The organism is Halovenus amylolytica (assembly GCA_004015825.1).
Lineage (GTDB): Archaea > Halobacteriota > Halobacteria > Halobacteriales > Haloarculaceae > Halovenus > Halovenus amylolytica.
Window position 1 is genome coordinate 228,781 of sequence record ML137215.1, and the last position, 17,773, is coordinate 246,553.

17 protein-coding genes and 2 tRNA genes are annotated in these 17,773 nt (G+C 59.6%); 9 read left to right on the forward strand and 10 right to left on the reverse strand.

The genetic code is table 11. The features are described 5' to 3' along the window. Positions 1–123 precede the first annotated feature (123 nt). Positions 124–498: a hypothetical protein gene (locus tag EOW68_RS01075; RefSeq protein WP_128223324.1), complete on the reverse strand. Its 375-nt coding sequence runs from the start codon at positions 496–498 to the stop codon at positions 124–126. Between the two features lie 177 nt (positions 499–675). Here EOW68_RS01075 and EOW68_RS01080 point away from each other — a divergent pair, with 177 nt between their 5' ends. Beyond that, positions 676–1,185 (forward strand): metallophosphoesterase, encoded by a 510-nt coding sequence (locus tag EOW68_RS01080; protein WP_128223325.1) that lies wholly within the window; start codon positions 676–678, stop codon positions 1,183–1,185. A gap of 161 nt (positions 1,186–1,346) precedes the next feature. Here EOW68_RS01080 and EOW68_RS01085 read toward each other — a convergent pair whose 3' ends face one another. Continuing rightward, positions 1,347–2,234 carry an ArsR/SmtB family transcription factor gene (locus tag EOW68_RS01085; protein ID WP_128223326.1) on the reverse strand — a complete coding sequence of 296 codons (888 nt, stop codon included), beginning with the start codon at positions 2,232–2,234 and terminating at the stop codon, positions 1,347–1,349. Positions 2,235–2,315: 81 nt separating this feature from the next. Here EOW68_RS01085 and EOW68_RS01090 point away from each other — a divergent pair, with 81 nt between their 5' ends. Then, positions 2,316–2,663 carry a hypothetical protein gene (locus tag EOW68_RS01090; RefSeq protein WP_128223327.1) on the forward strand — a complete coding sequence of 116 codons (348 nt, stop codon included), beginning with the start codon at positions 2,316–2,318 and terminating at the stop codon, positions 2,661–2,663. A 35-nt stretch (positions 2,664–2,698) separates the two neighbouring features. Here the strand turns inward: EOW68_RS01090 and EOW68_RS01095 are convergent, their stop codons facing one another. The 3 genes from EOW68_RS01095 to EOW68_RS01105 form a co-directional block, all read right to left on the reverse strand. Then, positions 2,699–4,633 carry an ABC transporter ATP-binding protein gene (locus EOW68_RS01095; protein WP_128223328.1) on the reverse strand — a complete coding sequence of 645 codons (1,935 nt, stop codon included), beginning with the start codon at positions 4,631–4,633 and terminating at the stop codon, positions 2,699–2,701. 111 nt (positions 4,634–4,744) lie between these two features. Continuing rightward, positions 4,745–5,851, reverse strand: coding sequence for an aminopeptidase (locus EOW68_RS01100; RefSeq protein WP_128223329.1), 1,107 nt, complete (start codon positions 5,849–5,851; stop codon positions 4,745–4,747). A gap of 30 nt (positions 5,852–5,881) precedes the next feature. Then, on the reverse strand, positions 5,882–7,138 hold the full coding sequence (locus tag EOW68_RS01105) for an MFS transporter (RefSeq protein ID WP_128223330.1): 1,257 nt from the start codon (positions 7,136–7,138) through the stop codon (positions 5,882–5,884). Positions 7,139–7,447: 309 nt separating this feature from the next. Between EOW68_RS01105 and EOW68_RS01110 the strand changes: the two genes are divergently transcribed. Beyond that, a complete protein-coding gene (locus EOW68_RS01110; protein WP_128223331.1) occupies positions 7,448–8,542 on the forward strand; it encodes a mechanosensitive ion channel family protein in 1,095 nt (364 codons plus the stop codon). Positions 8,543–8,594: 52 nt separating this feature from the next. On the opposite strand, the gene EOW68_RS01115 is transcribed toward EOW68_RS01110, so the two are convergent. Continuing rightward, the gene (locus tag EOW68_RS01115; protein ID WP_128223332.1) at positions 8,595–9,260 is read right to left on the reverse strand and encodes an NAD-dependent epimerase/dehydratase family protein; all 666 of its coding nucleotides are present in this window, start codon (positions 9,258–9,260) and stop codon (positions 8,595–8,597) included. An 89-nt stretch (positions 9,261–9,349) separates the two neighbouring features. Here EOW68_RS01115 and EOW68_RS01120 point away from each other — a divergent pair, with 89 nt between their 5' ends. Next, positions 9,350–10,042 carry a metallophosphoesterase gene (locus EOW68_RS01120; RefSeq protein ID WP_128223333.1) on the forward strand — a complete coding sequence of 231 codons (693 nt, stop codon included), beginning with the start codon at positions 9,350–9,352 and terminating at the stop codon, positions 10,040–10,042. Between the two features lie 60 nt (positions 10,043–10,102). Beyond that, a tRNA-Pro gene (locus EOW68_RS01125) sits at positions 10,103–10,173 on the forward strand. Between the two features lie 439 nt (positions 10,174–10,612). On the opposite strand, the gene EOW68_RS01130 is transcribed toward EOW68_RS01125, so the two are convergent. Continuing rightward, positions 10,613–11,038: a universal stress protein gene (locus tag EOW68_RS01130; RefSeq protein WP_128223334.1), complete on the reverse strand. Its 426-nt coding sequence runs from the start codon at positions 11,036–11,038 to the stop codon at positions 10,613–10,615. A gap of 175 nt (positions 11,039–11,213) precedes the next feature. Between EOW68_RS01130 and EOW68_RS01135 the strand changes: the two genes are divergently transcribed. Further along, positions 11,214–12,818: a Na+/H+ antiporter NhaC family protein gene (locus EOW68_RS01135; protein WP_128223335.1), complete on the forward strand. Its 1,605-nt coding sequence runs from the start codon at positions 11,214–11,216 to the stop codon at positions 12,816–12,818. A gap of 151 nt (positions 12,819–12,969) precedes the next feature. Here EOW68_RS01135 and EOW68_RS01140 read toward each other — a convergent pair whose 3' ends face one another. Together EOW68_RS01140 and EOW68_RS01145 are read right to left on the reverse strand one after the other, a co-directional pair. Continuing rightward, on the reverse strand, positions 12,970–14,028 hold the full coding sequence (locus EOW68_RS01140) for a PAS domain S-box protein (protein ID WP_431358686.1): 1,059 nt from the start codon (positions 14,026–14,028) through the stop codon (positions 12,970–12,972). A gap of 78 nt (positions 14,029–14,106) precedes the next feature. Continuing rightward, the gene (locus EOW68_RS01145; RefSeq protein ID WP_128223337.1) at positions 14,107–15,105 is read right to left on the reverse strand and encodes a Cdc6/Cdc18 family protein; all 999 of its coding nucleotides are present in this window, start codon (positions 15,103–15,105) and stop codon (positions 14,107–14,109) included. A 142-nt stretch (positions 15,106–15,247) separates the two neighbouring features. Between EOW68_RS01145 and EOW68_RS01150 the strand changes: the two genes are divergently transcribed. Both EOW68_RS01150 and EOW68_RS01155 read left to right on the forward strand, forming a co-directional pair. Next, positions 15,248–15,907 (forward strand): hypothetical protein, encoded by a 660-nt coding sequence (locus EOW68_RS01150; RefSeq protein ID WP_128223338.1) that lies wholly within the window; start codon positions 15,248–15,250, stop codon positions 15,905–15,907. Positions 15,908–15,962: 55 nt separating this feature from the next. Next, positions 15,963–16,035: transfer RNA gene (locus EOW68_RS01155), tRNA-Gln, on the forward strand. Between the two features lie 173 nt (positions 16,036–16,208). Here EOW68_RS01155 and EOW68_RS01160 read toward each other — a convergent pair. Next, positions 16,209–16,757, reverse strand: coding sequence for a hypothetical protein (locus EOW68_RS01160; protein ID WP_128223339.1), 549 nt, complete (start codon positions 16,755–16,757; stop codon positions 16,209–16,211). Between the two features lie 242 nt (positions 16,758–16,999). Between EOW68_RS01160 and EOW68_RS01165 the strand changes: the two genes are divergently transcribed. Continuing rightward, the gene (locus EOW68_RS01165; RefSeq protein WP_128223340.1) at positions 17,000–17,380 is read left to right on the forward strand and encodes a DUF7344 domain-containing protein; all 381 of its coding nucleotides are present in this window, start codon (positions 17,000–17,002) and stop codon (positions 17,378–17,380) included. Positions 17,381–17,773 lie beyond the last annotated feature (393 nt).

Genomic DNA, 17,773 nt, shown 5'->3' on the forward strand with positions numbered 1-17,773 from the left:
TCTACAGTTGGCATCAAGAAACTTTTCTACTGTTTGTAGATTAGTCTTCTCGAATAGAAATCCTTTGGCTAGCCATTGAGTGTTGTCTGATCGGACGGTCACACTCCGTCGGGGCGGGGAGCGTTATCCGGGAAGGATCAGGAGCGGCAGGAAAATCCAGAATACGACTGTCCCGGCGATCACCTTCAGGATATCTTTCGCAGCACTCGGTTTGTACTCGTAGACCCGGTAGGCACAGTACAGCGCGATCGGTCCCGGGAGAACCGGTGTCAAAAAAAAGCCGAAGGCCCCGATCAGCATCCCACCCCACTCCCACATCTCCAGTGAGATGGCCCGTCCGGACTCCAGAGGCGTCCCACAGTGCTGGCACTTGTCACTGCCAGGGAGTGTCATCTCGCCACACTCCGGACACCGGTTCTCCTGGGGGTGTGGTTCGGCCCGCGATCTCTCCCCGCTCTCTGACTCCGCCGGCTCCGACTCCGGCGTCTCCTCGGTCATACCTGCTCTTGTGGATGGAGGCGCATAAACAGAGTCGTTTCCCGTCATACTGGTTTTGGGGATCGTTTCAGTGTGGCGTCCCATCCTGACAGAGCAAGAATCAGCTATCCCGGCCGTACAGAGTCGAAACAACCAGTATAAGAGGTTTTATTCCTCCGGTTGACGTATCGATCTGCAATGATTGTCGCCCTCTCGGATACACACTGTCGACAGCAGCCAGACCTGACGAACCATCTCCGGACTGTGATCCAGGATGCCGATCGCGTCCTCCACTGTGGGGATTTCACCACACCAGCGGTGTACAGCTATTTCCAGGGCCTTTCGACGGAGCTCGTTTCAGTGACCGGGAACCGGGATCGGGGACCGCTCCGGGAGAAACTGCCCACGGAAACGACGACCGAGTGGAACGGACTGACTTTCTTGCTCGTCCACGGCCACCGACACGACAGAACGGCGATGTCGATGCTCGCTCGCCAGGAAGAAGCCGACCTCGTCGTAACAGGTCACAGCCATCGACCTGTTATCGAGGAGTTAGACGACAGGCTACTCGTGAATCCGGGGAGTCACGCGGACCCACGGGGGAATCAGCCAGCCTACGCCACGTTCGAGCGGATGGCAGAGGGAGTGACTGTCTCGCTCAAAACGCCCGAGGGGAACCAGCTAGAAACCAGAACACTCCAGTGCTGATCGACGGTGACCGAATAGGGCAGTGGTGGTGCGCCGGGATGGAGGTGGTGGAGGGCCGAAGTGGACCGACGCATCTACTGGTACGCGGGGAAATATAAAAGAGGTCACGAACACTCAAATGTCTCTTTGAGTTATCGAACCGCCGAGAATCTCTCTTCGAGTTACCGAATCTCCGTGTAATAGAAGACAGCAAACACGAGACAGAGCGCGAACACGCCGCCGACGAAAAAGAGCAGCCCCGGCGGGAGATTCGCGGCCGTCTCGACGGCGGTCTGTGGCTCTTCGGGAGTGAGCTGGCCGTCAGTGACCGCATCGGTCGCGTTGGTCACTCCGTCCGAGATGTTCACATCTGCATCGGCGGTGTCCATCCCGTCCTGGGCATCAGTTGCGTTGTCCATCGCCGTTTCTGTGTCGACGTCTTCGGTCTCGATAGCTCCTCCCTCACCCGTGTCGGTCTCTTCGACCGCCCCATCGTCGGCCGTGTCTGACTCCTCCACTGCCCCGCCGTCGAGCCCGTCGTCAGATCCATCCCCGGCTGGCTGACCATCCGCTCCGGAGTCACCAGCTGAATCCGAATCACCGGCCGGCCCGCCGCCACCGAAGGGGAACAGCTGCTGGCTGTACAGCGCCTGCACCACAGCGCTCGCCAGCGCGACGATCCCGAGTGAGCCGAGCAGCCGGGAGATCGCGGTCCGGAGTGTCGAACCTTCCTCCTCGTCGCCGGCAAAGATAACGAGTGCCTGGTCCGCGGGCGCGTAGACATCCATCTCGCGGCCTTTCTCCGAATAGGCCGTATCGACGACCTCGATCGCACCCGCGTCTTCGAGTTTCGCGAGGTGATACTGCGCGTTCTGGACGGAGGTGTCGACGCTGTCTGCGAGCTGGGCCGGCGGCGCGGGCGATTCGTGTAGCTGGGTGAGCAGCCGTCGGGCCGTCTCCGAGGCGAGCGCGTCGAACACCTCGTCGGCCTCCTCACTTTCGACGTCGACGACTCTCGGTTCCGCCTCCTCGGATTCGGCAGAATCGTAACTGGAGGGCAGCAACGACATTACTCGACTGTATGACAGCATCCGGTATCAGTTTTGTCTCCGACCGACGCCATTTTGACTACCCCACGGTAATGTGTGCCTGTGAGCGCGGTCGACGAGTGGGAACAGATACTGTCCGAGGCGGGGGAGCTGACCCCGGCGGCAGTCGATCGTATCATTAGCGTCCACGGTGACCGCGGCCAGCGGGCGATCGATTCGATCGCAGAACAACGCGTCAAGGAGTACCGGGACTTTTTCGTCGTCGTCGGCCACGAAGACGAGTACGTCGTCGAAGACGACGGCTGCACCTGCAAGGACGCCGAGTACAATCTCGATCCGACCGACCCCGAACAGCTCTGCTGGCACGCTATCGCGGTCCGGATCGCCCGCGCGATCGACCGGACGGACAAACACGATATGTGGTACTCCGACGTCCGGGATTTCATCTGACTGTGGCCACGCAGAAACTACCCCTGTAACCCCGATCAGTCGTCGTCATCGACTTCGGTTCGTGCCTGGCGTCGGGAGGCACGCTCGATGAACTCCTGGGGAAGCTGGTCGATCTCGCCGGCCTGTACACCCCAGAGATGCGCGTACAGCCCGTCGTTGTCGATCAACTGTTGGTGTGTCCCACGCTCGACGATCTCACCGTCTTCGAGGACGACGATCGTATCGGCATCCTTGATCGTCGAGAGCCGGTGGGCAATCGCGAACGTCGTCCGGTCCGCGGCGAGTTTCTCGATCGAGCGCTGGATCAACATCTCCGTCTCCGTGTCGACGTCGCTCGTTGCCTCGTCGAGGATGAGAATCTCCGGATCTTTGAGGATCGCTCGCGCGATGGAGAGTCGCTGGCGCTGCCCGCCGGAGAGTTTCACACCTCGTTCGCCGACTTCCGTGTCGTAGCCGTCGGGGAGGTTTTCGATGAATCCGTGGGCTTCTGCCATCTTCGCGGCCTCGACGATCTCCTCGCGGTCGGCGTCGAACGTGCCGTAGGCGATATTTTCGGCAACAGTGCCGTAGAACAGGAACGTATCCTGGCTGACGTAGCCCATCGCCGACCGGAGGCTGGGCAGGGTCACCTCGCGGATGTCGGTGCCGTCGATGCTAATCTGTCCGTCGTCGACGTCGTACATCCGGAGCAGAAGTTTGAGGACTGTGGATTTCCCGGCACCGGTCGGTCCGACGAGTGCGAGTGTCTCGCCACCCTCGACTGTGAACTCGACGTTCTCGATGATCGGCTCGTCCTCGTAGCCGAAGGTCACGTCGTCGTACTCGACCCGACCGTCCCCGACGGTGAGTTCCTTCGCTGCGGGATCTTCCTCGATCCGGGCTGGCTCGTCCATCAGCCCGAAGATTCGGGCCGAGGACGCCCTCGCTCGCTGGTACATGTTGATAATCTGCCCGAACTGCGCCATCGGCCAGATAAAGCGCTGGGTCAGCAGGATGAAGGTGACGAACTCACCGGTCGACAGCGAGGCTGTGAAGATCCACGGGGCGGCACCCTCGGCTTCGAGTACCCACAGCCCGCCGACGAGGAAGGTTAGTACGAAACCAAAGCCGGCCAGCAGTCGCAGTCCCGGGAAGAACTTGATCCGCGTCTCGATTGCATCCCAGTTCGCGTCGAAGTAGCCCTGGCTCACATCGTCGACTCGCTCGGACTCGTACTCCTCGGTGTGTGAGGATTTGATCACCTTGATCCCGCCGAGGTTGTTCTCCAGCCGGGAGTTGACCTTGCCGACTGTCGACCGGACTTCGGCGTATTTCGGCTGGATGATTCGGATGAAAATATAGGTAAAGAGACCGATCAGTGGAACGGGGAGCAGTGCGATCAGCGCGAGTTGCCAGTTGAGATAGAACAGAATCCCGGCGATACCGAGCACCATCACGACCAGCCGGAACAGCGAGTTCATCCCGTCGTTGAGGAATCGCTCTAACCTGTTGACGTCGTTCGAGAGGATCGACATCATCTCGCCGGTCTGTTTGTCCGCGAAGAAATCCATGTTCAGACGCTGCATCTTGTCGTAGGTGTCGGTCCGGACGTCGTGCTGGATGTTCTGCGCGAAGGAGTTGAACCCCCAGTTGCGAACCCAGTGAAACAGTGCTCCCAGCGTGAACGCACTCCCGATCAGGACGACAGTCAGTACGAGTTGTCCCTGCGGATCCTCCGGGATCACGCTGTCGGGGACAAAAAAGATGTCCGTGAACGCTTTGTCGCTACGGAAGACGGCGTCGACCGCGAAACCGAGTAACACCGGTGGGATAAGATCCAGTAGCCTGGCGAAAATACTCGCAAACACACCGACCAGGGCCTGGAACTTGTAACGGACGCCGTACACTTGGAACAGTCGCTTCATCGGGTTCTCGACGTTTTCCCGCTGTTCCTCGAACGGATCGTCTTCCTCCCAGTCGACAGTTCCCATTGTCAATACTGACGAGTTCTGGACGGATAAGGGTTCAGAGCCGTCTCTGTCTGCTAAATCCTTCGTGTGAATGTTGTGAACAAACGACAGGGAATCACCGCTGGTCAGGCGCTATTCTTCGAACCCGTCCTCCCACCGAAACACGCCATCGCGCTGGATCGGGTCGCCGTCGACGAGAAGTCGAGTTCCGTCCTCGCGCATATCGGTAATCAGATCGACGTGGACTGCGCTCTGGGTACCCGATTCACCCTCGGGGAGACAGGCCTCGTAGGCACGACCCAGTGCGAGATGGACCGTGCCGCCCATCTTCTCGTCGAAGAGAATCTGGTCGGTGATGCGGTCGATGCCACGGTTCATCCCGATGCCGAGTTCGCCGAGTCGGTTCGAGCCACCGTCAGTTTCGATGATCGTCGTCAGCACGTCTTCCCCCGCGTCGGCTTCCCAGTCGACGACGACGCCGTCTTTGAACACGAGCCGGGCGTTTTCCACCCGAGTCCCCCGGATCGTCATCGGGATATCGAAGACGACCTGTCCTGCGGTGTCCGCCGGGGCGGTAAACACCTCGCCACTCGGGAGGTTGTGTGAGTCGTAGGCGACGCTCGCAGCACTGTTTACGGCTGTTCTGTTCTCGATGGAGAGGGTCAGATCCGTCGCGTCGCCGTCTTTGAGTATCCGGACTTCGCTCCCTCCGTCGAGAATCTCTTTTAGTTGTCCCATCTCTTCGGCGAGGGATTCCCAGTCGCGGAGGATCGCATTGTAGACGAAATCGGTGTAGGCCTCGTAGCTCATCCCGGCCTGCTGTGCGAGTGCCCGGGTCGGATGCACCGTCGAGACCCAGTCCGTCGCGAGTCTGGCTTCGCGGATCTGCTCGCGAGCCTGCCCGAAAGCTTGCTGTGTCTCTTCGGGGATATCGACAGTGGTTGCCGTGTTTCGGGTCCCCCGAAGCGAGAGGGCGCTGTCGGCACGTTCGTACAGCGCCAGTTCGAACTCGGGATCGACGTCGAAACGCCCGTCGTGTGCACGCTGGTAGGCGCGGTCCATCTCCTCGGAGGCGTAGGTTACGTGCATGTTCGCCCCGCGTTCGCCGATCTTTTTTGCGACTGCGACACCCAGGTCGTGTGCCCCCTCGCCGACAGAGACGACGACATCGTCGCCGTCCTCGATTCTCCCACTCCAGTCGACGAGCGTTTCCGCGTGTTCGAGCACTCGCTGATCCATACTCGGGCAGTCGGCACACAGCCACCTAAATCAGACGCTCGGGACGAACTGGCCAGTCTCGCGGTAGACGCCAGCGAGCAGAACGACTGCGGCGACGATCGGCAGCGCCCCGCAGGCGAGATAGACCGGAACGAACCCGACGGCGTCGATGATCGGCAGGGAGATGACCGGGCCGAGTCCCCCGCCGATGTCACCGAAGACGTTGTTGGTTCCGACGGCCCGGCCCATCCCATCGTTCGGCGTCAGGTCGCCGAGGAGCGCCATCAGTGGGCCGCTGGTGCCGCCCTGTCCCGCGCCGACGAAGCCACAGGCGACCGCGAGTGTGGCGACGGAGTTCGCAACGGCGAGCAGAACGAACCCGGCGGCCGTAACGACCAGAAACAGAAGCAAGATCGGAACCCGGGACTGTCGCTGATCACTCACGTAGCCGCCGAGGAACATGAACCCGCCCGCGACGAGGACCGTAATCGCCATGAAGATGCCCGAACTCCCGACTGCCTCCCAGCCGAAGACCCCGAGATTCCGCTCTTTCAAGAAGAGCACGAGCGTCGCGAACAGCGCGCCGATGTAGACGAAAAAGACGGCGAAGTTGACGGTGCCGACCGTGAGCGCTGGCACTCCCGTATCGATGTCCCAGGGTTTCACCGACTGTCGTTGCTCCCCCTCGACGTGTGTCTCCGGGATCAGCAGGAAGGCGACGATGCTGGCGACAAAGGCGAAGACAGTGGCGACAGTAAATGCGGTCACCTCGTTCGTAAACTCGGTGATGATCCCACCGAGGACGACACCCGAGGGAAAGCCAAAGAGGAGGCCGCCGCGGATCAGGCCCATACTCGTTCCCCGTGACGAGCCGTCGCTCACGTCCGCCGCGATCACGAAGGCTGTCGCGAAGACGGCTGCACTGCCGACGCCCCAGAGTATTCGTGCGGAGAGAAACCACGCCTCTGGCAGGGGTGCGACCATCGCGATCACGTAGCCGAAGGTTCCGACAGCCTGGACGAACATCCCGACGATCATCGGCGTTCGTGTGCCATATCTGTCGACCAGCACACCAGCAGGCGCGTTCGTGAGCATCCGTGAAAACCGATTTGCGCTGAGGATAATGCCGACCAGGAACGGCGAGATGCCGAGGACGACACCGAGGTTCGGCAGGATTGGGAAGATGACACCGCCACCGAAGCCGATGAAAAACGTGCTGACGATGACGGCAAAAATAACGACGTACTGACTATTCTTGTCAGTATCGTCGGGGAGGATACGGTCGGTGATGTTCGATTGTTCTGTCATTACTACGACAGGGATACGGACTGCAGGCCTCGGCCGAGGTGACCGAGAGCACCCCGTGTTCGGTAGTACAATTTTACCGACACTGGCGAAAAGCGTTCGGATCTGTGTCTTCCCACGCCTGTCTCGATGATACAGTTGATAGTTAGAAATAGACTTCCCAACGAGCAGCCCTTCCAGTCATACTTCTATCATATTCGTTTTCTGTGAATCTGTCTAACCTTCGAAACGTACCTGACCTGTCCCACAAACAGGAACACAGCCAGACTCGCTAACACGGAATATAAGTCACGGCAGTCAGTACGTCCGAGCGTGACAGACGGTTCACAGCTCGTCACCTGGCTGGAGAGTCAGCAGATACTGGTCAGTATCTGTCTCTCCCTGCTACTGATTGTCCTCATCTGGCGTGTCGATCTCATCCTCGACGGCTACACCAGCATCTCCGATCAGACGGTGGAGGATATTCGTGGGTTCCGCGCCGTCGCAACCGCTACACTGCTGGTCGTCAGCCTGATCTGGATCAGTAACCGACCGACGCCCGGGTGGCTCGCTGATCTCTCACAGTCTGTCGGCTGGCCAGCCATTCTCGCTGGCATCGTCGATTTTCTCCCCAGATTCGTCGTCGGGAATTCCGGTGCGATTCTCGTGACGCTGCTTGGGGGCTGGTGGGCCTGGAATATGCGGACCAGGGGCGACAGGGTGATCGAGCGATTCGTCGAACAGAAGTACGACGAGACGATCGCACCCATCGTCGAGAACGTCTGGGACGTCACCATTTTCGCGGCGTTCGTACTCTTGATTCTCGACCAGTGGGGGATCAGTATCGCCACGCTGGTCGCGCCGGCGGGGATCATCGGAATCATCGTCGGATTCTCCGCCCGCAAAACGGTCGCCAACTTCTTCGGGAGTATCTCGCTGTACGCCGACGATACTTACAGCCGCGGGGATTTCATCGAACTCGAAAGCGGTATTTCCGGGACGGTCCGGGATATCAGCGTCCGGAGCACAGTTTTGCAGACGCTGGATGGCGATCACGTGACGATTCCGAACTCGGAACTCAACGAGGGGAAGATTATCAACAAATCCTCCCCGCGGCCGACTCGCCGCATCAGGTCACAGATCAGTGTCTCCTACGATGCCGACCCCGAGCGTGTCAAAACGGTGCTCTCCGAGGCGGCCGAGCCGATCTCACAGCAACACGACCCCGAAGTCCACCTCCGCTCGTTCGGTGACTCCGCGCTCATCTTCGAGGTGTTCGTCTGGATCGACGAGCCAGAAGACCGGCTTCCGGCCGAGAACGAACTCAACACGGCGATTTATCGGGCACTCGAATCGGCCGGCATCGAGATCCCGTACCCACAACAAGAGGTGACGATCGACGGCCCAACACCAGCTGACGGGTCCTGACTGGAGACAGGAATCCACGAGTTTCGTTACAGTCAGCGCTCGACCAGAGCGGTCAGTCCGCCAGCGCAGCCAGTCGCTGTGCTCTCACGGTGCCAGTCGGGGTCTGTTCGTCGACAGCGAGCTGGTAGGTTGCTGTTGCGGCCTGATCGACGGAGAACGGTCGATCTTCCCCCATCCGCGCTGCAATCCGTTCGAATCGACCAACGGCGCTGACGAGTTTGTTTACGATCGGTGGGAAATGTGGTTGCTTCGGACCGTAGACCGGACCAAACCGGGGGACGACGATCTCCATATCGAGGTCCGTGATTGCGTCCTCGGCCCGGCGTCGTGCGATGAGATATCGGTCACTCACGAGTGGCGGTGTCGCCGACGAGGAGATGTAGACGAACCTGTCGACGCCTGCCCGCTCGGCTTCTAGCGCCGTGAGAATGGCTGAATCGCCGTTGATCCGCTCGAAGGTAACACCCTCGGTGGGGGACTCGCTCAGTGTGCCGATCGAGTGAACAACGGTATCGACCCCTTCGAGCGCATCGCGCCACTCCTGGGGTGCGAAGACGTCTCCCTCGATCCAGTCGACATCGGTTGCCCACGGTCCCCGCTCGCTCGATTCGGGTGGCCCGCTGCGAGCAACACTCGTCACCTTGTGGCCATCCCTGACAGCCCGTTTGCAGATGCGGCGACCGATAAATCCGTTCCCGCCTGTCACCAGCAGTTCCATATCACATACTATTCGCTCAGTGACAAAATCCTGGCGACAGCGAGAGATCGTGTCGCTACGCATTTCCGCACTCATCGCAAAACCGAGGTATGGACGCAGTGTCGGACCTGCAGTTCCGCGATCAGGCTGTGTTACTCGACGACGTGCTCGTCATCGCGGATCTGCACGTCGGGCGCGGCGCGGCCTCGAACGTCGAACTCCCGGTCGGTGACGGCTCCGACATGATCGAGCGCTTCCGGGCGCTCTGTGAGCGATTCGACCCCGCAGAGGTTGTCGTTGCTGGTGATCTGTTGCACTCCTTCCAGACGGTGCCCCGGTCTGTCACGGGGACGGTCCAGGGCCTGCGGGATGTCGCCCGCGACGCTGGTGCGCGGATCGTGGTTACGCCGGGAAACCACGACACACTACTCGACGCGGTCTGGGACGGCCCCGTGCAACCGGAGTACCGCCTCGGCGAGACGGTCGTCACCCACGGCCACGTCGAACCCGAGGCCGACGCCGAGCGGTACATCGTCGGGCACGACCACCCGACGATTTCCATCGAGGGCAAGCGTCGCCCCTGCTATCTGGCTGGCGAGGATGGCTACGAGGGTGCGGCGGTGCTGATGCTTCCGGCGTTCAACCGGATCGTCCCCGGCGTCGAGATCAACGGGATGTCGACGGGGGATTTCATGTCGCCGCTCGTCACCGATCTCGATTCGATGGCCCCGATCGTCTGGGACGACGACGCCGAGGAAGCACTGCGATTCCCGCCGCTCGGGGAGTTTCGCCATCGGCTGTGATCGCTCTCCCGGATTCTGAATCGAAGGGCTTAATCCAGGCACAGTCATCTTCCCAGATGCGGGACCGTGGGGTAGCGGTATCCTCGGCGGATGGGGTCCGTCGGACCTGAGTTCGAATCTCGGCGGTCCCACTTCTTTACAGGAGCGAGTCCCCGAGCGACGCGTAAAGAAGGTGGGGCCACGAGGACGAGCGTAGCGAGTCCTCGGCGGTCCCACGTCCCACTTTTTACTGCGTCGAGTTTCCTCGCGAGCCTGCGGCTCGCTGCGGAACCGCTCCTTGCAAAAACTTGGGAAAAAAACTTCCGAGTGCTCACTACGTTCGCACTCGGTGAACCGGCTCGCTTCGCTCGGCGGATGCTAATACTGGTGGCTATACGAAGCTGACGAATTTCGGCCCCGTGGGGTGAGCCGAACAACGTGCGGCGATTCTCGTGAGCACTCGTTCTCACGGTGGTCGACTATCTTGACGAATGTATCGCCACTACGATAAGAGAGTATAACTTTCCAGTTGCCCTTTTGAAAGACCGAAAACATCGTGTGTGCCAAAATTAGACTGCAATCAAATCGTTTTCACTCCCGAATGACGCTCACGGAAGAGGGTGCCCGTTCGACGACGCGCTCGGAGACGCTGCCGAGGAACAGTCGTTCGATCGTTCCCTGGCTGTGGCTCCCCATAACGATGTGGTCGATCTCACGCTCGTCGGCCTGTTTTACGATCACCTTCGATGGCTCGCCGTGGTCGAGCACGGTCGCGACAGAACAGCCATACTCTTCCGCAATTTCCGCAGCCTCTTCGAGCAGTTCCTCACCCTCTGCCTCGCGTTTCTCGTAGATCTCCCCGATCTTCACGCCCACGTACCGCTCCGGCTCGATGGTGATCGAGGTATCGACCACGAACAGAACTGTCAACTCGTCGTCGGCGAATTTCTCACACGCAAACTTCAGTGCACCCCGGGCCATCGTCGACCCGTCGAATGGGATCAGTACCTTTTCCATACCATACAATGGGTGCTCAACTACAAGAACAATCGGAAATCCAATAGCTCTTGCCAGGCGCTTTCCTTCTTTTGAGAGTCCGGAGGTCGTGCAAACTCCCTTCGAATCCTCCAGCCCTCCGTCGGATACCTATTCTCCAGTAGCTATAAATATGTAATAATTGTCATTTTACCACATGGCAGAAGGAGGCATCATATCGATCGTCCCACCGCTGATCGCGATCGTGATGGCGATCGCGACGCGGAAGGCCGTGCTCTCGTTGTTTCTGGGCATCTGGGCCGGCGGGATCATCTTCGCGGAGAACATCGGAATTGTCCAGACGTTCGACTGGATTGCGACCGCCGTCGGCGAGAGCGTGTTCCACGCTCAGATCATTATCTTCACACTCTTGCTGGGGTCGTCGGTCGCGATGATGTGGCGGCTGGGCGGCTCACACGCGATCCGGAACTGGGCGATCGAATGGGTCGACAGCCAGCGCAAATCCGGCGTGATGACGTGGCTCCTGGGGCTCGTACTGTTTTTCGACGACTACGCCAACACCGCCGTCGTCGGGAGTACGATGAAAGACATCTCCGACAACCTCCAGATCTCCCGCGAGAAACTCTCCTATCTCGTCGACTCGACTGCGGCACCCGTCGCAACGTTGCTCATCTCCTCGTGGGTCGCCTTCCAGCTCTCGATGATCGAACAGGGGTACGAGGCCACGGAAATCCCCGAAACAGAGATCCCGGACTCCTTCAGCGTCTTTCTCGACTCGATTCCCTACAACATGTACTCGATTCTCGCCATCGCGATGGTCGGAATCATCGTCCTCTCCCAGCGCGATTACGGCGAGATGCTCACCGCCGAGCGACGGGCCGCGACGACCGGGAAACTCACCCGCGACGACGCCAGACCGATGCAGGACGTGGAGGGCGACCTCGGCGACCCGAACGTCGACAATCCACGGCTGTCGTCGTTCATCGTCCCAATTCTCGTGTTGATCGTGAGTGTCCTGGTGACGGCGCTGTGGTCCGGTGGCCTCTTCGATGGCGCGACGCTCCGTGATGCGATCGAGGGTGCGGACTACGCGCTGGCGCTGGTGCTTGGCTCCTTCGCCACGGTCGTCTCGACGTACATCCTCGGGTACGCTTTCAGCGTCCTCTCGATCGGCGAGAGTGTCGATACGACGATCGACGGCTTCGGAATCATGCTGACGGCAGTCACCATCCTGGTACTCGCCTGGTCGCTGGGCGAGGTCGTCTCGGCGCTGGGAACGGGCGACTTCGTCGCCGGCGTCGTCGACGACTTCGTCTCACCCGAAATCCTGCCCGTCGTGGTGTTCGTCACGGCCGGCTTCATCGCCTTTACAACTGGCAGTTCCTGGGGGACGATGACGATTCTTACCCCGATCGCGATCCCGGTCGCCTGGGATCTGGTGGGCACCCACGAGATGGTCTCGGTCGTGGTTGGCATGGTCTTTTCGGGTGCGATCTTCGGTGACCACTGCTCGCCGATCTCGGATACGACCGTGCTCTCCGCCACGTTCACCGGTGCAGATCTGATCGATCATGTCCGGACACAGCTGTACTACGCCGGGACCGTGGCAATCGTCGCCATTGCGCTGATGCTCGTGTGGGGGTACACCGAACTCTCCCCGTTCCTGTTGCTCCCGGCTGGCATCGCGCTGCTCGTCGGCCTCGTCTACGGACTGTCCCGAGCCCACGCCAACATGCATGGCCTCGACCCCGTCCAGGCAGTCGATGCATCGGATATCGCACCGCCCGAAGACGACGACTGAGGCGTAAAAATTCGCAACCGAGGCAGGTACGACGCCGTCCACTCTTGCTTGATAGTCGAAATGCGGTGGTAGACGCACGTAAGGGTGGATCTTGTCGTCACTAGATTCTACTCTGATTTCACTCCGTAACTGACCCCGAACCGGGCAGCCCTCAGCTCCCGTGACTCGGCTGTAGTCGCTCGGTTTTCGGGATCTCCGTAAACTCGAACCGTGCGCCGCCGTCGAGACTCTCTTTTTCCGAGACGCACCAGTGGTGAGCCTCCGCGATCTGCTCGACGATCGCCAGTCCGAAGCCGGTACCGTCGGACTCCGTGCTGAACCCGGATTCGAACACGTCCGCGTCGGGAAGCCCGGAGCCATCGTCCGCGAGGAAAAAGCCAGTCGCGAGGTCTTCCTCTGCGCGTGTCGACGTCGCCATGAGATCCAGCGGGCCGACAGTAACAGTCGTCTCCGGGCCGGCGTGCTCGGCCGCGTTCCGGAAGAGATTCTCCAGAAGCTGCTGGAAGCGGTCGGGGTCGGCCTCCAGTTCCTTGTCGTCCTGGACGACCAGCTCCATCTCCTTCGTTTCCACGGTCTCCCAGGCTCTGCGTGCGATCTCCGCGAGTGAGACAGGCTCCGTCTCGCCGACGCTCTTTCCCTGCCTGGCGAGGGTAAGCACGTCGTCGATGATCGCTCCGATCCGGTCGTGGGACTGTCGAACCTTCTCGAAAGAGTCCTCGGAGCCCGTCGCTGCCGCTTGCTCCAGATGGCCCTGGGCGACCTGGAGTGGGCTCCGGAGATCGTGGGAGACGATCTCCGCGAACTCCTCTAGACGGTCGTTCTGTGCCTGCAGCTCGCGTTCACGCTGTTTTCGTTCGGTGATGTCACGAACCGTGACGACGATTCCGCTGATCGGTGACTGGCTGGGCAGCGTTCGCCCGATGGCTTCGAGAATCCGCCACTCCCCCTCGATCGTCTGTGTCCGGAACTCGAACTGGTGTGCTGTGTCCGGGTTCGCCCCGACCGCCTCGAGTGCATCGCGTACGTCGTCGCTGTCCGCGTCGTAGACCAGCCCGTGCAATGCTGTTCCGACTATGTCTTCGGAATTACAGCCCGAGACCTGTTTGAACCCCGAGTCGGCGAAGATAACGACTCCCTCGTCGTCGACAACGACGTTCTGATCTGGAAACTCTTCGAGCAGTTGCCAGTACTGATCTTCTGTGGGCGCCACTCCTCTACATATTCGTATGTCGGTTCTTAAATCCACTCGTCGAAATCTCGGTTGTGATACTGCCCGCATCCGAACCAGCTACGAGACAGCACTGTAGGTCCTGCTCGGACCGTGACCGCTGCTCTCGACGAGGTTGTACTGTTCGAGCTTTCGCAGATACTTCCGAACTGTTCGCATGGATTTCGGGTCGTCGACGCGCTCCTCGTACCGGGCGAGCAACTCTTTGGGCATGAGTTCACCACATTCCCGGAGTACATCGTACACGGCGAGTTGGTCGGTGGTAAGTCGATCGAGACTCTTCTGGCGCAGTTCCGCCCGGGCTGCCGGGATCGCTGTCTCGATATCGCTGTCCCGGATTCTATCACTCCCCTTCCGTTCCGCGTGACGCGCTGCGGATCGGAGGATACTGATCGCGTCCCGCGCGTTACCACAGGCTGTCTCGGCGATCCGCTGTCGCTGGTCGGTCGTGAGCGCTCCATCCGTGAGCCCCCAGGCTGCGCGATCCGAGAGGATCGAGACGAGCTCGTCGCGCCGGTAGCTGTCGAACTCGATGGTGTCGCTGCTCCGGAGTCGCGACTGGAGGCGCTCGTCGAGTGGGCGGAACAGATCCCGCTCGTGGTTCGTGATCAGAATCATCGTCAGCCCGGAGATCGAGTACAGCCGGCGCAACAGATCCGGATCGTCGATCTGGTCCGCTTCGTCGAGTACGACCAGATACGGTTTGTCGATCTCGCGTAACCGCTCCAGCAGTTCGTCGAGCGGCGTCGACCGGTGGATGTCGTAGGTCGTCCCGAGACTTTCCAGCAGTTTGTAGAGAATCCGGAAATCGTTCGGGTGGAGCCAGCAGTCGACGTGGGCAGTGTGGACATCCAGCACCTGTTCTTGCAGTCGATCGAGTGTCGCCCGGGCGATACAGGTTTTACCCGATCCCGAGGGGCCGGTCAGCAGCGCGTGCTGGGGTCTATCCCCCTCGACGACGGGCTCTAGCGCCGTCGCAAGCTGGCTCATCTCCTCGTGGCGGTGGACGATCTCGCGTGGCAGATAGTCGTCCTGCAACACGCGGGCGTCCTGAATCATACCCTGATTGTTGGAACCCACTATCTTAAACGGAAGGGCCAACCTTCCGGGTTTCCGGGTATCAAAATACTGTCACGCTCGCATCCGGAAACCCGGAAGGGATGCAGTCTTGCCTTTCAACCTGCCCGGCGAACCCCTGCTCATGAAGACGGCAGCGATCGATATCGAGACGACCGGGACCGCACCCGAAGACCAGATTACGGTAATGGGAGTCGATATCCCGATGGGTTCGCGCGTGTTTCTCAATACAGGTGAGCGAACGTATCCGGAAGCAATTACCGACCGTATCGACCAAGATTTCGACAGTGTGGTGCAGATTACTGCCCACGACTGTGAGGCTGCACTGCTTGAGGCGTTTCGGTCTTTCGCGCTGCAGCGGTTCGGCGGCAGTCGGGACTCCAGGGATGACGAGTTCAAATTCGCAGCCTACAACGGCGAAACCTGGAAGGGTGGGTTCGACCTCCCATTTATCCGGACTCGCTGTCAGTCCCACGGCGTCGGCTGGCCGCTCCACGGTCCGTATATCGACGTCATGGCGGTGGTCGGTGATCGGTTCAACGTCTCCGACAAGAGTCTCGAAACGACGTACGAAGAACTCGTCGGTGAGGGGTTGACAGCGAGTGATCCCTTCGAAGAGAGCGGTGAGGCCGTCGAGAGCTGGCGAGCAGGCAATTTCGAGTCGCTGTTACGGCACAACGTAGCGGATATCCGCCGGACCCGCGCGCTCGTCCGTGTTGCCGAGCAGTACTGTTCGACCTCGCACTTCTCGATGCGCTCGCTCGGACCAGTCAATACTGACTGATCGTCGACTCGTTACGACACGCATAAGTAGGACTATCCAGTAGTGGCAGTTGCACAGTCCCGTGGGGTAGTGGCCAATCCTGAAGCCTTCTGGGGGCTTCGACGGAAGTTCGAATCTTCCCGGGACTATTCTCTTCGAACAAAGTGAGAACCAATAGTCTCTGGGCTGTTCTAATCAGGGAACGGAGCGACGCGGAGTGACCGTGGTTCGAATCTTCCCGGGACTATTCTCTTCGAACGTTTCGGGACCGAACAGCGCGAGGTCTACATCGAGTTGTGCTAATACGGCACAGATGTGGAAACTACGACTGCCTGAAAACGTGCCATCTGTACGTGACGGTGCTAAGGATGATGAACACGAGCAGCCAGAGAGTCATCGCCACGGCCAGAGTGAGAAAATCAGACTGTGAGACAGAGCCGTAGCTGTCCATCGGATAGACGAACAGCGATGCCCCTAGAACCCAGAACGGAACTGTCAACACCAGCCAGATGGCTGTGGCAATAGTCAAGACGCCAGCGGGGCCCCAGCGTGCGGTATCGAGCAGTACACCCAGATGCTCCAACACAGCCCGGACCTGATATTTCGCCGGTACGACGATGTCGTCTGCCAACTGATAGCCTCTACGCTGGTCGCCCCGTGATCGCAGGACACCATCGTCCGTGAGTTCGTTCAAGTACTCCTGCGTTCGTCGTTCACCGACACCCAGTTCGTTTCCAACTGCGTCGTGAATCTCGTTGAGGTCGAATCGCTTTCCAGGGTGCCGCTGGAACCAGGTGAGGAGGATGATTTTCTTCGAATCTGTCCGCTCAGTGTCATCGTATTCTTCGATCACGGTTTCAATTCGTTTCATAGTGTCACCACCGGACAGCGTTGGAATGCGTAGAATCAAACCGGGATTTCATCTTTCTGAAACCCGTTTCGAGCCTGGAATATCTTCCAGATATATCATATCCCGTCCCCACGATCCAACTGCAATGGACAGACACTGTCGACTGGCAGTTCAGTCTCGGCGAATACAAGCGTTCGGGTCCGAAATACCGGCGACACGGTTACCAACAGTAACTGCTGATCACGGGGGTTGGAGGGAGTGGCATGACTGCTGACGGTCACAGCGAACGTCCTGCCGGGAAAGAAATCCCGCGAGAGGTCCTGGAGCAAGACCACGTCTACGCCGCAGTTGGCCACTCGCGCCGTCGGTATCTGTGCTGTGCACTGTTCGAAAAAGCGGAGTGGTCACTGACCGAACTAGCAACTAAAACCGCTGCACTGGAACAGGAAGTGCCCGAGCGTGAGATTCAGCAGACACAGCGAGAACAGATGTACATCTCGCTCTATCATACTCACGTGCCAAAATTAGCAGAGGCAGGCGTTCTCGAATTCGACGAGAACTCCGAAACGATCCGGGCTGATCGCAACATCGATCACGTCTTGATGATACTCGACGCCATCGCCGCTGGTCTCGACGATTCGTGAGTCCGTCCGTGGGCGCAACGGGACGAATCGAACCATCACGGCTGTCGAGTCTGGTGCTTACGGGAAACTGGAGATACTACCGTCCGATGTGGTGAAATTTCCACGGATTAATACTGCCGGCTGTAAGAAACTGAAGAATTGCGCCACCCCGGGGTGGCACATATCTTTACGGATTTACAGCCGGCAGTATAAGAGCGTGTCATAGAAGGATTCACACGCTCTGTCTATCCAAGGGACAGAACTCGCGTGCAAGATACAACGCGGTTCATCCGTCTTTAGCTAAGCTCAGAACGTCGTGACAGTGGCGGCTTTTCGGGACTTCTTTTCGACAGGAATGAGGAGGCAACGGCTGTGTACACTGAAGCCTCCTCAGACGTAATTGAACAGCGGCTT

Coding starts and splice junctions, on each gene's coding strand:
- EOW68_RS01145 (WP_128223337.1), bottom strand. CDS start 15,105: ATGATTCAGGACGCCCGCGTGTTGCAGGACGACTATCTGCCACGCGAG.
- EOW68_RS01075 (WP_128223324.1), bottom strand. CDS start 498: ATGACCGAGGAGACGCCGGAGTCGGAGCCGGCGGAGTCAGAGAGCGGG.
- EOW68_RS01130 (WP_128223334.1), bottom strand. CDS start 11,038: ATGGAAAAGGTACTGATCCCATTCGACGGGTCGACGATGGCCCGGGGT.
- EOW68_RS01160 (WP_128223339.1), bottom strand. CDS start 16,757: ATGAAACGAATTGAAACCGTGATCGAAGAATACGATGACACTGAGCGG.
- EOW68_RS01135 (WP_128223335.1), top strand. CDS start 11,214: ATGGCAGAAGGAGGCATCATATCGATCGTCCCACCGCTGATCGCGATC.
- EOW68_RS01120 (WP_128223333.1), top strand. CDS start 9,350: ATGGACGCAGTGTCGGACCTGCAGTTCCGCGATCAGGCTGTGTTACTC.
- EOW68_RS01150 (WP_128223338.1), top strand. CDS start 15,248: ATGAAGACGGCAGCGATCGATATCGAGACGACCGGGACCGCACCCGAA.
- EOW68_RS01165 (WP_128223340.1), top strand. CDS start 17,000: ATGACTGCTGACGGTCACAGCGAACGTCCTGCCGGGAAAGAAATCCCG.
- EOW68_RS01115 (WP_128223332.1), bottom strand. CDS start 9,260: ATGGAACTGCTGGTGACAGGCGGGAACGGATTTATCGGTCGCCGCATC.
- EOW68_RS01100 (WP_128223329.1), bottom strand. CDS start 5,851: ATGGATCAGCGAGTGCTCGAACACGCGGAAACGCTCGTCGACTGGAGT.
- EOW68_RS01085 (WP_128223326.1), bottom strand. CDS start 2,234: ATGTCGTTGCTGCCCTCCAGTTACGATTCTGCCGAATCCGAGGAGGCG.
- EOW68_RS01095 (WP_128223328.1), bottom strand. CDS start 4,633: ATGGGAACTGTCGACTGGGAGGAAGACGATCCGTTCGAGGAACAGCGG.
- EOW68_RS01080 (WP_128223325.1), top strand. CDS start 676: ATGATTGTCGCCCTCTCGGATACACACTGTCGACAGCAGCCAGACCTG.
- EOW68_RS01105 (WP_128223330.1), bottom strand. CDS start 7,138: ATGACAGAACAATCGAACATCACCGACCGTATCCTCCCCGACGATACT.